Source organism: Wenzhouxiangella indolica (assembly GCF_042310355.1).
Classification (GTDB): Bacteria; Pseudomonadota; Gammaproteobacteria; order Xanthomonadales; family Wenzhouxiangellaceae; genus Wenzhouxiangella.
In genome coordinates this window covers 28541-43485 of the sequence record NZ_JBHJMR010000016.1, presented here as the reverse complement: position 1 = coordinate 43485, position 14945 = coordinate 28541, and the positions used below count along the sequence as shown (strand labels likewise).

Here is a 14945-nt window from a genome sequence, read left to right as displayed (position 1 = left end):
TTGAAGCTGTCGAAAGGCTTGACTCCGATCCAAGAGGGCACATCGCTATCGATGTTGAAGGCTGCGAGGGGCACACGCCAATATATGCAATGTTGGCAAGTTCAGACCACCCCGATATCGCTATTGAAAGTTCAGGCAGGGAGGGTACTGTCTTTATTAGAAGGGTTGTTCAGGAAGGGAGCTCGTGGTCGCAGGCGATCCGGATTCCAGGAGATGGCTGGATCCATGGTCAGGCTCTATCAGAAAGAAACTTGAGATCAATTTCCCAACGAGCGCGACGCATCGGAGAAAGGTTTCTTTCAGATACTCCCTCATGCGCTAAGGCATTTAATTTTGACATTGCTGAGATTGACGGGAGGAATCAACAAAGAATAATAGATAGGCTTTTTAGTGTCGGCCGGCTTTCCAGACAACAAATCAGATGTTTGATTGCTCAGTTGGGGTCTAGGGGATCTCTAGAAACGGGCAGTTTTGCTCCACCATTCTGGTCGCGAGAACGAGTCTACCACCATTCTTTTTCAGAGCGCCGGCAGCTTGTCCTGTATCTTTTGCCGTGGCTGACGGAATTCAATTTAGAATTCTACAATTGTGATGATGATGAGTCATGCTACCGAAGATACGCTACTGCATGGGCGTTTTGGGCCGCCTCTGAGTACAAGGATTCATAGGGGCTCTTCTTGGCTTTTTGGGTGGGCTGATTGGAACGAACAGGCCCCCGATTGGCGCTGACTTCAGCGTACCCCAAATCATCCGAGCTATGCAGCATGTGGGATTTCCCGATATTCTGACTCAAGGAAAGTTCGCAAATGGGGCCGCGACTGCTGCTATGCAGTTTGCTATGGTCAGCGCAATGCAGAGTACATCGCGCGATCGCAAGTCGTTGCTCGATGTCGATCCTTCATATGGGTCTGATCCAAAAGAAACTTTTAGGGTTGCCCGTGAACGAGTCGTTGCTGCCATCCGAGCAAATGAACTCCCTTTGGGGATTAAGTCTACTGATCTCATTGGAGGTTTCGAGGGCATAAATTGGCGTTACGTGGAGGACTTGGAGGGTGCTGCTGCTCGAATCAGATTCGACGTGGTGTCGGAGCATCGAGTCTCTCGTCGGCCCGGAAATATTACGATTAGAGTGGACGCCCAGGGTGCAAGTACTTTGGGAGAAGCGTACGATTCCGTTGGGCACGAATTGCGGCACCTAAGCGAAGACAATATTATGCTTAGCGATGTCGACCCACCTGGGCCGGCTCTTTCTCCTCAAGAGGCTGATGCAGTTCGATATGGCATGAGAGCCAGGGTGAAAAAGTGGGACACCCACGGACTAGCGCAGAGAAAAAAGGGACACCCATCATCCGTAGGATATTTCCTACATCAAGTCGCGGCGATTCGCTGTTTCGAGGGCGTTGACCTTTAGGTGAGACTGCGCCCATGACCTATCCACGCAGCAATCTGGTTAGCGATGAGGAGCCCGGCTTTTACCATTGCGTCAGCCGTTGCGTGCGGCGCGCTTTTCTCTGTGGATGCGACGCTTTAACCGGCAAGAGCTTCGAGCACCGGCGTCAGTGGATCGAGGAGCGGATCTTCAAGCTGGCAGATGCCTTTGCCGTCTCCGTTTACGCCTACGCGGTGATGTCGAATCATTTTCATGTCGTCCTGCGCAACGATCCGCAGGCAGCGGAGCAGTGGTCGGACCGGGAGGTCGCGGAGCGTTGGCTGGCCATATTCCCCGGCTCCATCAGCGATCGGAACGACCCGGCCTGTGTGGAGCGTGCCACCCTGGCTCTTCTGGGGAATTCCGAGCGATTGGTCGTCATTCGCCAGCGCCTGGGCTCGATTAGTTGGTTCATGCGCGCGCTCAACGAGCCCATCGCGCGCATGGCCAACCGCGAGGACGGCTGCACGGGCCGGTTCTGGGAGGGGCGCTTCAAATGCCAGGCGCTGCTGGACGAACAGGCGGTCTTGTCGTGCATGGCCTATGTCGATCTCAACCCGGTTCGTGCTGGCATGTGCGAGGCGCTCCGGGAGTCCGAGCATACCTCGGTGCGACACCGTCTGACGTCGGAGCGCCCGCGAGTCTCCAGGGCTTTGAGTCGGCGCCGGAAGCAGACAGCTCTGCGCCCTGTCGCCGGACTGGATGTGGGCGTCCTCTCGGAGCTCACCGAGTCCAGCTACATAGAATTGGTGCGGTGGACCGGACTGCAGGCGCATCCCGGCAAGCGTGGCACGCTGTCCGCTGCCAAGGAAGCACCACCCGAGGAGCTCTGGCAAGTCGCCAACCATCCGCGCGAGTGGATTCAGCGAGTGAAGGGGACAGAAAGCCGCTACTACCGAGCAATCGGCTCGGCAGAGTCGCTGATGCTGAAGGCCGCTGACCTCGGCCAGCGCTGGATGAAGGGCGTCTCCAGAGAGTTTGCGCTCAAAAGGCTTCGGGAGCAGCCGGTGCCTTGGTAGACCTTTCTCAATCCGAGCTTCCGACCACCTGATAACGATCGGGCGCTAGCGCGTGCTCAAGTCGAGCCTTTTCCAGCCGTAAGACGGATCAACCCGCGGTCAGTTGGGCACCGATTTCAAAAGATTCTGACCTGCAACGGATCATGGTGAGGGTGCTCCCGCCAGCAAAAGCGTGGGTGTCCCGGTTCTCGACGGACCATGAGGAGGGTGCTTTCGCCAGCAAAAGCGTAGGTGTCCCGGTTCTTTGTTTCGCTGGGGGTGGGCTGAAGCGGATTTGAACGGCCTTTCGGTGGTCGGCCACACTTATTGGATCGCTTGCCGGACCGCATCTCGCAGTGCTCGCTGATCCGCCTGGCTCAGTTGGCCGAGCATTTTCGCCAGCATGGCTTTCTCGACGGTCATGACGACCGGCTTGAGCACCGAAGGCTTGAGCAGGCCGGCGGCTTGCCAGTCCTGGATCATTGCCTCCCCGAAGGCCAGTGGCGTCCGAACCTGGCTGGTGATTGCCGCCAGGATCACGTCGGGTTTTTGCTGGTTGTAGCTCTGGGTGCTGACGACGACTGCAGGTCGACGCTTGCTGTCTTGCTGGTTGGTGAACGGGAACCGGACCAGAACGACGTCACCGAAACTATAGCTCATCATAGACGGCGTCTTCGTCGTTGTCCCAGATCTTCTCCAGGGCCGGTTCACTAACCGACATGGCTGCCTGGGTCAGCGCACGGTCTTGTGCACGCTGGCTCAGAAAGTCGATGAAGTCCTCGACTTCTGCCACCCGCTCGGGCGGCAGTTCCTTGAGCTTGTCTATCAAGGGTTGGATCTCGTCGGCTTGCATGGGGCCTTCTCCTTAGCCGCTGAACTGTTGATTGAGCATCTCACGCATGATGAAGGCATCGATCAGCTGAATCACCTGGCGCTTGGCGGCCGGCCATAGATTCTCGACTTGGCTCAGTCGCTGCCGCGTTCTCGAATCGGGCTTGTGGCTCGGTTTGATCGGCTTGACGCTCAGGAGTTCATCGACCGACACGCCGAATATCTGGGCCAGCTTCGGCAGCAGGGCTGGCGGCGGTGGATCGGTCTGGTCTTCGTAGTAGGAAATCATCCGCTGCGTGACTTCCGGCGCCTCGGCCAGTTCGATCTGGGTAAAGCCGGCGGCCCGGCGCAGTGCGGCAAGTCGGGCAGCGAGGCCGGCGATCTTGTTCACATCCTGTTTGGGCATCGTGGTGGTTCGGGGGGCATCGATGCCGGAGATTGTAAGACCGGTTTTTCGTCATCAGCGGGAACCCGCTCGACTAGATATGCATCAAGTGTATAGGTTGTCGCCCGGTAGTTGAAGCCCCGAAATAGAAGAAAGAGACACCCAGCATCGAAATAGGGGACACCCATCATCCGTAGGATATTCCCTATACCAAGTCGCGGCGATTAGCTATTTCGATGGCATCGACCTCTAAGTGAGACTACGCCCATGACCTATCCGCGCAGCAATCTGGTCTGCCATGGGGAGCCCGGCGTCTACCATTGCGTCAGCCGTTGCGTGCGGCGCGCCTTTCTCTGTGGATGCGACGCTTTCACAGGCAAGAGCTTCCAGATAGTTTGCGTTCAAAAGGCTTCGGGAGTGGCCGGTGCGCAAATCGAGCCTTTCCCAGCCGTCACACGGCTCAACCTGCCAGATCGCGGTCTATTGGGTACCGATTTCACCAGATTCTGACCTGCAACGGACCATGGTGAGGGTGCTTCCGCCAGCAAAAGCGTGGGTGTCCCGGTTCTTCCTCAGCTGGGTTCAGTCCACGAGCGGATTGCCCGCGAAAAACCCTGATACCCGATGCGCGTCGGCTGACCGCCGCTCAGGTTGCTCAGGTTTCGACCCGCGCCGCGCCGCGGTGCGCCTGCCCGTCGAACGAATCGACCTTGAGCTCGACCAGGGTGTCGACCTGGTCGGCGCGGGCGCCCTCGACCTCGAGAATGGTGTCGCCGACGCGCGCCTCGCCCTTACCGGTGGCCTCGTCGAAGGCGGTCAGGTAGACCTCGATCCGCTGGCCGGGTTCGAACGTCGGATGGGTCGTGCGGAATCGCCAGTTGGCAAACAGTCCCTTGCTCATGATTCGTTGCTCCGGTTGCTCAGGCGGTCGGAGGTGTATTCGCGGCCAAAGCCGGTCCAGGCCGATACCAGGAAGACGATGACCAGCAGCCAGCCGTGGAAGACCCAGGGCCAGGCCTGGATGGGGGCGACCACCATGTCGGTCGTGAACCAGTCGTACTGGTCGACCAGGGCGACCATCTGCGTGTAGCCGACCAGCACCCCGCCAGCCCAGGGGAAGATGTAGCCCAGGGCCGAGGTGTTGGCGTCGAGAATGTTGGCGCGGCGGTAGCCGTTGATGTTGAAGCGCTTGCCGATGGTGGCGATGTAGGGCGCGACGGCAATCTGGGCGGCCGTGTTGATGGTGATCGCGGCATTGATCGAGGCGGTGACGGTGACCATGACCATCTCGGCCGAGCGCACGGTTCTGGCGACCCGGGTCAGCAGCCAGTCCTGAAGCGCGTGGAAGGCGCCGCCGCGCATCATGATCTGGGCGCCGGCGATGACCAGCAGGATCAGCACGGCCAGCTCCGCGAAGCCGAGCGCGCCGTCGTAGAGACTGCCGCCCACACCGGCATCGGCCGCGGCGACCACTTCCACCAGCGGCCAGCCGCCGAAGGTCGATGCTGCCCAGCCGCCCTCGGCGACGTTGAACACCAGCATGGCGGTGCCCGGTGCCAGGCCGAAGACCAGGTTGACGATGATGGCCACGATCAGGCCCCAGGAGATGGCCTCGATGATGTGGCGGCCGGCGATGGCCGTGAAGATGACCACACTCATCGACAGCAGGTGCAGCAGCCCGGCCGGATTGGTCTGTTCGCGGAAGGCGGTGGCGACTTCCGGTGCGATCGTGCTCCCGCTGAACATGGCGCTGGCCACGACGTAGGCGATCAGCGAAAGCACGGCGGCGATGATGGCGTACTTGAAGCGGCTGGCGACCACGCCGCCGACGTCGGAATCCTGTGTCACCGCGCTGACGATGGTGGTGTCCGATACCGGCGCCAGGTTGTCGCCGAAGACCGCCCCGGAGAGGATGGCGCCGAACATGATGACCGGATCGGCGCCGAGCGCCACGCCGGCCGGGAAGAACAGCGCCACGAAGGCGATGACCGTGCCGTAGCCGGTGCCGATACCGGTCGCCAGCAGGGCGGCCAACAGGAAGGTAATGGCGGGAAACAGCAGCGGACCGATGCCGGTGGCCACCGCCAGCCAGCCCAGGCCGTCGACGAAGGCCCCGACCTGCAAGGTGCCGGCGAACATGCCGGCCCACAGCCAGGCGACGATGGCGGTTACGGCCACCGGCTGGGCCATGCCCTCGAATACGGTGTCGGCGTAGCCTTTCCAGTCGCCCTTGACGAAGAGCATGCCCAGGATCAGGCCGACGAGCATGCCGACGATCAGACCGCCGGTGGCGCTGATGCCTAGAAGGCCCGACTGGAAGATGGCCCAGGCGATGAAGAACAGGATGGGCAGGGCGCTGAGCGCCTTGCCGCCGCGAAACTCGATCGTGGTCTGCGGTGCCGATGCGGGCTCGGCGGCTTCTGGCTGGTTCATGGAAGCATTCCCTCCTGGCTGCTTCTTGACGGCAGTTTTGCGAATTGGGTCAACCCGCGGAGAATAGCCTTGATCGCCGGCCGGGTTCAAGGCGGCGGTTAAACTGGGGCCTGTTTGTCATGAGGATGATGCATGTGGATTGACCTTTTGCTGGTCCTTGTCGGAATCGGCCTGCTAACCGTCGGCGGGGAGGTGCTGATCAAGGGCGCGCTCGGACTGGCGCGCCGCCTGCGGATCAGCGCCTTGCTGACCGGGCTGGTGGTGGTCGGGTTCGGCACTTCCATGCCCGAGCTGGTCGTCAGCGTGGATGCCGCGCTGATCAATCAGCCGGGTATTGCCCTGGGCAACGTGGTGGGCAGCAATATCGCCAACGTGTTGCTGATCCTCGGCCTTTGTGCCGTGGTCCAGCCCTTGCCGGTCTCGCCGCTGGGCCTGTCGCGAGACGCCGTATCGGGCGTTGCGGTCAGCGGTCTGTTCATCGTGCTCGCCGGCGGCATCGCGTTGGGGCGCGTCGATGGTTTCATTCTGCTTGCCGGTCTCGCCCTCTACCTGGTCTGGGCCTACCAGACCGAACGTCGCGTGCAGGCGTCGCAGGGCGCGGCGCTTGACGCCGATGCCATTCCCGGGAGCGCCGACCGCTCGGTGGGCTTCATCGTGGCCACCACGCTCGGCGGGTTGGTGCTGCTCATTGCCGGCTCGCGCGTACTGCTGCTCGGCGCCGTCGCGCTGGCTCGCGACCTGGGGATATCGGAAGCGGTCATTGGCCTGACCCTGGTCGCCGTAGGGACCTCGCTGCCGGAACTGGCGGTTTCGTTGATCGCCACCATTCGCCGGCAGGTCGAGATGGCCGTGGGCAATATCCTCGGCAGCAACCTGTTCAACCTGCTCGGAATTCTCGGCGTGTCCTCCCTGCTGCAGGAGCTGCCCTTGCCGCATCGGATGTTGGTGTTCGACCAGTGGGTGCTGCTGGCCTGCAGCGTAGCCGTGCTGCTCATGCTGTGGACGGGACGGCGCCTGAGCCGCATCGAGGGCGCAATCTTCCTCTTGGCCTACACCGCGTATATCGTCGTGACCTTCCGTGTGTTTCCGGCCTGAGGCGAGGCGAACCCGAGAACCATGGTGTCCCGAATGACCGAAAGGAGAGCCAAATGACGCAAACTGGACGAACCGCACTCGTTACGGGCGCCAATCGCGGTATCGGGCTCGAGATTGCGCGCGGCCTGGCCGAGCGCCGTATCCATGTTCTGGCCGCCGCCCGCGATGTCGACAAGGCGCGTGAAGCCGTCAGGCAGATCGATGGCCTGGCAACCGGCGTTGCGCTCGATTTGAGCGAGCCCGGCGTCGTCGGCGAAGCTGCCGGGCAGCTGGCCGCGCAGTACGGCCCCGTGGATATCCTGGTCAACAATGCCGGTGTGCTGGTCAAGGACGACTTCGAACACCTGGGTCTGGCCGATTTCGTGCACTCGCTGCAGGTCCACCTGATCGCCGCCTTCGAATTGGTTCAGGCGCTGGGCGTTCCGATGCGCGAGCGCGGCTGGGGGCGGATCGTGAACATGACCTCCGGCTGGGGCGCTTTTGCCGAAGATCTGCAGGGCCCGCCAGCCTATGCCGTCAGCAAGGCCGCCCTGAACGCCCTGACAGTGAAGGCCGCGCAGGCGCTGGGCGAGTCGGTCAAGGTCAACTCCGCCTGCCCCGGCTGGGTGCGAACCGACATGGGCGGTGAGCAGGCGACGAGCTCGGTCGAGGAAGGCGCCGACACGCCGATCTGGTTGGCAACCCTGCCCGACGACGGGCCGACCGGCGGCTTCTTCCGACGGCGCCGGGCCATCGACTGGTAGTTATCCGGCAAAGAGGCGCATCTGGTCGCCGGCCCGTCCCGGGATCCTGAATCGGCTCGTGTCGAGCGGCGGGGAACGGTCCTGGTCCAGGCCGCGGCGCCGGCGGGAGACTTCGAAGCGGCGGGCGAGGAGCTGGGCAAAGATGCCGGCGCCGGTCTGGCGGCGGCCGAAGCGCGGGTCGTAGTCGCGGCCGCCGTGCAGTTGGCGCACCAGGCTCATGACGTGGTCGGCGCGGTCGGGGTAGTGACTCTGGAGCCAGTCGCGAAACAGGGTCTTGAGCTCGTGCGGCAGGCGCAGCACGACGTAGCCGGCCCGCACGGCGCCGGCCTCCGCTGCCGCCTCGAGGATGGCCTCGATCTCGTGGTCGTTGATGGCCGGAATCACGGGCGCGACCATCACCCCCGGCCGGATGCCGATCTTGCGCATCTCCGAGAGGATTTTCAGGCGGGCTGCGGGCGAGGCCGTGCGCGGCTCGAGGGTTCGTTTCAGGTCGTTGTCCAGGGTGGTCAGGCTGACCGAGACCGACACCAGGTTGTCGCTGGCGAGATCGGCCAGGAGATCGAGGTCGCGCAGGATGGTCACACCCTTGGTCAGGATGCTGACGGGGTGACGGTACTCGGCCAGCAGCATTAGCAGGCGCCGGGTCAGGCGCAGCTCGCGTTCGATCGGCTGGTAGGCGTCGGTGTTGATGCCGAGCACGATCGGACGGCAGCGATAACCGGGCCGGCGCAGTTCCTGTTCGAGCAGCTCGACCGCGTTCTCCTTGTGAAACAGGCGGGTTTCGAAGTCGAGGCCCGGAGAGAGGTCGAGATAGCTGTGTGACGGCCGGGCGAAACAGTACACGCAGCCGTGCTCACAACCGCGATAGGGATTGATGGACTGCTCGAACGGGACGTCGGGCGAGCGGTTGCGCGAAATGATCGAATGGGCCCGCTCCGGGCGGGTGGTGGTTTCGAGCGCGGGCAGCTCGTCGAGCTCGCGCAACCAGCCGTCGTCGAAGGATTCGCGTCGGCTACCGGCGAAGCGCGACTGCGGGTTGGATACGGCGCCCCGACCCTTGCTTTTGGCGGCGTTGCTCATGCCGAGTACTGTACATGAATACAGTTATTTCTGCAGCCCGGAATACCAGCCGGACAGTTCGCCCGCATCCGCCGCCGGGACGTTACAGTAGGGTCATTCGACTCGGACAGGGGATCGTGCATGGCCAACATCAAGCCGCTCGGCGCAGACCAGGTTTACCGGCGCTGCCCGGAGGAGAGCCTGGATTTCGATACGACCGCGGCGATCGAGCCGCTTGGCGAGCCGGTGGGGCAGGACCGGGTGCTCCAGGCGCTGCGCTTCGGAACCGGCATTCGCAACCACGGCTTCAACCTGTTCGTGCTCGGTCCGCGCGGCGTCGACCGGCACGCCCTGGTGCGCCGTTTCCTGGAGAACCGCGCGGCCGGGGAGTCGGCGCCGCCGGACTGGTGCTACGTCTACAACTTCTCCGAGCCGGAGCGACCGCGTGCCTTGCGGCTCAAGCCGGGCGACGGCCGGCGCCTGCGGCGCGACATGGACGGCTTCGTCGAGGAGCTGCGCACCGGCGTGGCGGCGGTGTTCGAAAGCGAGGAGTACCAGGGCCGGATGCAGGACATCCAGGACGAGTTCGAACAGCGCCAGCAAAAGGGCCTGAGCGCCATCGGGGAGGAGGCCAGTGAAGCCGGTATCGCCCTGATCTCCACCTCCGGCGGTTTTACCCTGGCGCCGATGCGCGACGGCGAAGTGCTCGAACCGGATGAATACGAAAAGCTGCCCGAGGACGAGCGCGAGAAAATCGAGGAGAAGGTGGCCGAGCTGCAGAAAAAGCTGCAGCAGGAGATCCAGCGCATACCCGCGCTGCGCAAGGAGCTGCGCAGCCGTGTCCGCGAGCTCAACGAGGAGATGACGCTGTTCGCCCTGGGCGGGCCGGTGCGCGAGCTCAAGGACCACTGGTCGCACGAGCCCGACGTGATCGCCCACCTCGATGCCGCGCGCGAACACGTGGTGGAGTACGCCGAAGCCCTGCGCGGCCGCCGCGGCAGCGGACCGCCGGAGGAACTGCTCGAGCGGTTCCGCGTCAACCTGCTGGTCGACAACGCCGAGGCCGAGGGCGCGCCGGTGATCTACGAGGATCTGCCCACGCATCACCACCTGACGGGCTGGATCGAACACCAGATGCGCAACGGCGCCCTGTATACCGACGTGTCGATGATTCGCCCGGGTACCCTGCACAAGGCCAACGGCGGCTACCTGATCCTGGACGCGCGGCGGGTGCTCTCGCATCCGATGGCCTGGGAAAGCCTCAAGCGCGTGCTGTTTTCGGGCGATGTCCGTATCGAATCGCTCGAGCGGCTCTACGGCATGGTCAGCACCGCAAGCCTGCAGCCGGAGAACATGCCGGTCTCGGTCAAGGTCGTCCTGGTGGGCGAGCGGCTGCTGTACTACCTCCTGGCGCAGCACGACCCGGACTTTCTCGAGCTGTTCAAGGTCGAGGCCGATTTCGCCGACGAGATCGAGCGCAGTGACGACAACGACATGCTCTACGCGCGCATGCTGGCCTCGCTGGCGCGCAGGACCGACACCCCGCCGCTCGACCGCTCGGCGGTGGCGCGCATGATCGAGCACGCCAGCCGACTGGCCGACGATCAGCGCAAGCTCAGCGCCGACGATCGCGTCTTGCGCGACGTGCTGATGGAAGCCGGCTACTGGGCCGGCGAAGCGGGATCGCAGGTGGTCACATCCGAGCACGTCCAGCGCGCCATCGACGAACGCAACGCCCGGGCCGGTCGCCTCCGGGAAGCAAGCCTCGAGCAGATCGAGCGCGGCACGGTCATGGTCTCGACCCGCGGCGAGGCCGTTGCCCAGGTCAACGGGCTGTCGGTGATCCAGCTTGGTGATTTCCGTTTCGGCCGGCCGGCGCGAATCACGGCCACCGCCCGCCCCGGCCGCGGCCAGGTGGTCGATATCGAGCGCGAAGTCGAACTCGGCGGGCCGATTCACAGCAAGGGCGTACTGATCCTGTCGCGATTCATCGCCAGCCGCTACGCACCCGAAAGCGAGCTTTCCCTTTCGGCCAGCATCGTCTTCGAGCAGTCCTACGGCGGCGTCGACGGCGACTCGGCCTCCCTGGCCGAGACCTGCGTGTTGCTGTCGGCGATCGCCGGGGTGGCGCTGAAACAATCGCTGGCGGTCACCGGCTCGGTCAATCAGCACGGCCGGGTCCAGGCCGTTGGCGGCATCAGCGAAAAGGTCGAGGGCTTCTTTGAGGTCTGTCGCCAGGCCGGTGAACTGGACGGCCAGGGAGTCGTGGTGCCGGCCGCCAACGTCGAGCACCTGATGGTCAACCAGGCGGTGCGCGAGGCCGTAGCCGAGGATCGCTTCCGGATCTACCCGGTGAGCAGCGTCGACGAGGCGCTCGAACTGTTGACCGGCCTCGACGCTGGCGAACTCGACGATCACGGGGAGTTCCCGAATGGCAGCTTCAACCGGCACGTGGCCGATCGTCTCGCGGCATTCGCGCGCATTGCCCGGATCAGCCGTGACGACAAGACGGCGAACGGGGGAGGTGATGGGGAAGACGGCTGACGCGCACCCGCCCGACAGTGCGCGGCCGGTCCGGGTGGTCGTCCTGGTCGACGCCTCGCCGGATGCCCTGCACGCGCTGGCCGCGGCGGCGGAGCTGGCCGCGCGGCACCGGGTGCCGCTACTGGCCGTTTCGGTTGCAGAACCCGAAAGCGTCAGGAGTTCGGCGTTGCCGTTCGCCCGCGAGGTTGGCGCGCTCTCCGGCGCGATCCGGCCCATCGACGAGGCCTTGTTGGGCCGGCGGCGTGAAAGCGGCGCCGGCACCGTTCGACGCGCTGTCGCTCGGGCCACGCGCGAGGCCGGCGTGGCCTGGGAAATGGTGGTGGCGCAGGGGTATCTCGTCGAGGAGGTGCTCGCCATGGCCCGGCCCGGAGACTGGCTGATGCTCGGGCGCGTCGGCTGGTCTGCGCGCATCGGTCGCCGACTCGGCTCGGCGGCCTTGCCGTTGGCCCGACGCGCCGAGGGTGCCGTGCATATCTGCTCGGCCGGAGCGTCGCAGGCGCGGGGTCGCACGGCCGTGCTGGTGGAGGATGCCGATTCCGCCGCGGCCCTGCTGGACATGGCCGCCGCGCGCGAACGGCGTACCCTGGTCGCTCTGCTGGCGCCCGGCGTCGACGAAGCGGTCCGCGAGGCATTGACGCGCAAGGTCGGGCGTGTGCGTGCACTGCCCTCGATGGGCACCGGCGATCTGCTGCGCGTCCTGGCCGAGGAGGGCGTGGTCGAACTGGTGGTCGGTCGCGGCGGCTGGCTCGGTTCACCGGCCGCCGACCGCCTGCTGGCGCATTGGCGCATGCCCGTGCTGGTCGTGCCCGCACGGTGAGCGGGGTGAGCGGTCAGTCGATGACGAGTTCTTCCGCCGGTTCGCGCAGGTTGTAGCGCGAGGCCATGGCCGCGCCGTAGGCACCGGTATTGGCGATCAGCAGCACGTCACCTTCGTTCGAGCGCGGCAGCAGTCGATCCAGGCCCAGGATGTCGCCGCTCTCGCAGACCGGGCCGACCACGTTGTAGACGTGCTCGCCTGATTCGTCGAGGCGGCTCAGGTTGACGATCTCGTGCCAGGCGCCGTAGAGCGCCGGCCGGATGAGTGAATTCATGCCCGTGGCCACGCCGATGTAGCGGACATCGCCCTTGCCCTTGGTCTGGGTCACGCGCGCGAGCAGGACGCCGGCGGGCGAGACGACGTATCGACCGGGTTCGATCCAGACCCGGACCGAGCGGGGCAGCTGCCGCTTGAGCTCGGCCAGGCCGCCGTCCATGGCCGTCATGTCCAGCGGCAGTTCGTCGGCGCGGTCGGGCACGCCCAGGCCGCCGCCGAGATTGATGATCTCCACGGTTTCGATGCGGCGGGCGGCTTCGCCCAGGGTCTCGAGGCTGCGATGCCAGTTGTCCGGATGCATGATGCCCGAGCCGGTGTGCGCATGCAGGCCGCGGATGCGGATGTCGTGGGCCCGGCACAGGGTCTGCGCGCGTTCGAGTTCGCCCAGGGGAATGCCGAACTTCGAGTGGCTGCCGGCGGTGCGCACCAGCTTGTGATGGCCCAGGCCCGAACCCGGATCCAGCCGCAGGAAGACCGACTGGCCGGCCAGGTCGCTGCCCCAGTGCTCGAGTACGTGCAGGTTGTCGACGGTCAGCGGCAGGCCCATCGCCACGGCTTGTTGATACTCCGCGCGCGGTGCGAAGTTGGGCGTGAACAGCATGTCGGCCGGTTCTAGATCGGGCGCGTGCTCGAGCGCATGGCGCGCTTCGGCCAGCGAAACGCATTCGATGCCCAGGCCGCTGGTCACGGCCGCGCGCAGTATCTCCGGGTGTGAATTGGCCTTCATCGAGTAGAGCACGCGATCGACCGAGCTGAGCCCGCGCAGTTTGCGGCAGGCCGCGCGCACCGTCGGCAGGTCGTAGACGTAGGCGCTGTCGCGGCCTTCCATTCGCGCGAGCAGTTCGTCCCGGCGCGTGCGCCACCAGGGCGTGACCTGCGCCGGCGCGGCCTCGTCCCGGAACAGCTGTTCGAACGTGGGGCCGAACACCGAGTCGCCGCCGACGCCGCCGGGAATGACCTGCTGGTGCAGCTGCTGGACCAGGCGATCGGCGTGGCGCGACTCGACCACGAAGGTCAGGTTCAGGTCGTTGGCCGCCTGGCTGACCTGGAAGATGCGGCGCTGCTCGAACACTTCCAGCGCCGGGCCGAGGCGATGCAGGATGGTGCGGATGCCCAGCCCGACCAGGCTGACGGTGGCGCAGTCGGTCAGGATCTCGACCTTGCACAGCCGGCCCAGTGCCCGCGCCAGCTCGTCCAGGGTGGCCTTGTCGGCTACGTTCGCGCCCGGGTCGAGCGTCAGGGTGACGTTGGATTCCGAGGTCGAGACCTGGTCGACCGACAGGCCCAGTTGCCGAAACACATCGAACACCGACGCCAGGAAACCGACCTGTTGCCACATGCCGATGTCCTCGAGCGATATCAGGGTGATCGGCTTGCGCTGGACGATGGCCTTGACCTGGGCGCCGTGCTCGCGCGTCGCGGCGGTGATGCGCGTGCCCTCGATGTCCGGGCGGTCGGTCTGGCGCATGTGGATATCGATGTCCTGCTCGTGGGCCGGTATGAGCGCGGCCGGGTGCAGGGCCTTCGCACCCATGGCGGCCAGCTCCTGGGCCTCGCGGAACCCCACCAGCTTGAGCAGTCGCGCGCCCGGTACCCGACGCGGGTCGGCCGAGAACAGGCCGGGCACGTCGGAGAAGATGTCCACGCGGCGTGCGCCCAGCACGGCGGCGAGCGCCGTCGCCGAGGTGTCCGAACCGCCGCGGCCGAGCAGGACGGTTTCACCCGCGGGGTTGCCGGCGACGAAGCCGGGCATGACCCACACGCGTGACTCGCGCGCGAGCTCGGCTGCGCGGTTCGGGTCGGGGTGCGCGGCGCAGCGGGCCGACAGGTAGCGGGCGCGGTCGTTGCGCGACTCGCGCTCTTCGCTGACCAGGACGCGGCGGCTGTCGAGCCAGGCCGCTTCGATGGCGTCCAGGCCGAGTCGCGCGACCGCGAAACGACTGGACAAGATCTCACCGAAGGCCAGAAGTCGCGCCTGGTCGGCCGGCGAATCGCAGTCGTAGTCGTGCTGAACAAAACGGCCGAGCTGTTCCAGGGGCGTGTCGAGCGTCGATTCGGGCAGATTGCAGGCGGTCAGCATGTCCGCGTGTCGACGCCGCACTTCCGAGAGCAGGGCCGGCACCTCGGCGCTGGCGCCGGCGTCGATATGCGCCTGCAACAAATCGGTGATGCCGCTCAGGGCCGACACGACGACGGCGACGTCGAAGCCCTCGTCGCGGGACTCGGCGACCAGCGCGGCGATTCGAGGCCAATTGTCCGCGCGGGCGACCGAGCTGCCGCCGAACTTGAGAACGCGCCATGGCCTGGTTTGGACGCTGTCGCCTGGATTCATTAC

The 14945-nt window shown here is 65.0% G+C and carries 12 protein-coding genes; 5 read left to right on the top strand and 7 right to left on the bottom strand.

The window, feature by feature from the left end; translation table 11 throughout:
* Positions 1-1425: 1425 nt before the first annotated feature.
* Entirely contained in the window at positions 1426-2448 is a 1023-nt protein-coding gene (locus tag ACDC67_RS13900) for a transposase (protein WP_376694084.1), read from the top strand.
* Between the two features lie 303 nt (positions 2449-2751).
* Here the strand turns inward: ACDC67_RS13900 and ACDC67_RS13895 are convergent, their stop codons facing one another.
* From ACDC67_RS13895 to ACDC67_RS13875, 5 genes are all read right to left on the bottom strand, one after another.
* The gene (locus tag ACDC67_RS13895; RefSeq protein ID WP_376694082.1) at positions 2752-3087 is read right to left on the bottom strand and encodes a type II toxin-antitoxin system PemK/MazF family toxin; all 336 of its coding nucleotides are present in this window, start codon (positions 3085-3087) and stop codon (positions 2752-2754) included.
* Entirely contained in the window at positions 3077-3280 is a 204-nt protein-coding gene (locus ACDC67_RS13890; protein ID WP_376694080.1) for a DUF2281 domain-containing protein, read from the bottom strand. Before ACDC67_RS13890 ends, ACDC67_RS13895 begins: the two co-directional genes overlap by 11 nt.
* 12 nt (positions 3281-3292) lie before the next feature.
* On the bottom strand, positions 3293-3664 hold the full coding sequence (locus ACDC67_RS13885) for a helix-turn-helix domain-containing protein (RefSeq protein WP_376694079.1): 372 nt from the start codon (positions 3662-3664) through the stop codon (positions 3293-3295).
* 634 nt (positions 3665-4298) lie between these two features.
* Complete coding sequence (locus ACDC67_RS13880) at positions 4299-4544, bottom strand: DUF7513 family protein (protein WP_376694077.1); 246 nt, start codon at positions 4542-4544, stop codon at positions 4299-4301.
* Entirely contained in the window at positions 4541-6076 is a 1536-nt protein-coding gene (locus ACDC67_RS13875; protein WP_376694075.1) for a Na+/H+ antiporter NhaC family protein, read from the bottom strand. Before ACDC67_RS13875 ends, ACDC67_RS13880 begins: the two co-directional genes overlap by 4 nt.
* Before the next feature lie 132 nt (positions 6077-6208).
* Between ACDC67_RS13875 and ACDC67_RS13870 the strand changes: the two genes are divergently transcribed.
* Positions 6209-7171, top strand: coding sequence for a calcium/sodium antiporter (locus tag ACDC67_RS13870; protein ID WP_376694073.1), 963 nt, complete (start codon positions 6209-6211; stop codon positions 7169-7171).
* A 53-nt stretch (positions 7172-7224) separates the two neighbouring features.
* Positions 7225-7914 carry an SDR family NAD(P)-dependent oxidoreductase gene (locus ACDC67_RS13865; RefSeq protein WP_376694071.1) on the top strand — a complete coding sequence of 230 codons (690 nt, stop codon included), beginning with the start codon at positions 7225-7227 and terminating at the stop codon, positions 7912-7914.
* On the opposite strand, the gene ACDC67_RS13860 is transcribed toward ACDC67_RS13865, so the two are convergent.
* A complete protein-coding gene (locus tag ACDC67_RS13860) occupies positions 7915-8994 on the bottom strand; it encodes a PA0069 family radical SAM protein (RefSeq protein WP_376694069.1) in 1080 nt (359 codons plus the stop codon).
* 120 nt (positions 8995-9114) lie between these two features.
* Here ACDC67_RS13860 and ACDC67_RS13855 point away from each other — a divergent pair, with 120 nt between their 5' ends.
* The gene (locus tag ACDC67_RS13855; RefSeq protein ID WP_376694067.1) at positions 9115-11517 is read left to right on the top strand and encodes a Lon protease family protein; all 2403 of its coding nucleotides are present in this window, start codon (positions 9115-9117) and stop codon (positions 11515-11517) included.
* Positions 11501-12334, top strand: coding sequence for a universal stress protein (locus tag ACDC67_RS13850; RefSeq protein ID WP_376694065.1), 834 nt, complete (start codon positions 11501-11503; stop codon positions 12332-12334). The genes ACDC67_RS13855 and ACDC67_RS13850 overlap by 17 nt, the downstream gene beginning before the upstream one ends.
* Before the next feature lie 13 nt (positions 12335-12347).
* On the opposite strand, the gene ACDC67_RS13845 is transcribed toward ACDC67_RS13850, so the two are convergent.
* Entirely contained in the window at positions 12348-14942 is a 2595-nt protein-coding gene (locus ACDC67_RS13845) for a bifunctional aspartate kinase/diaminopimelate decarboxylase (protein WP_376694063.1), read from the bottom strand.
* Positions 14943-14945: the final 3 nt, after the last annotated feature.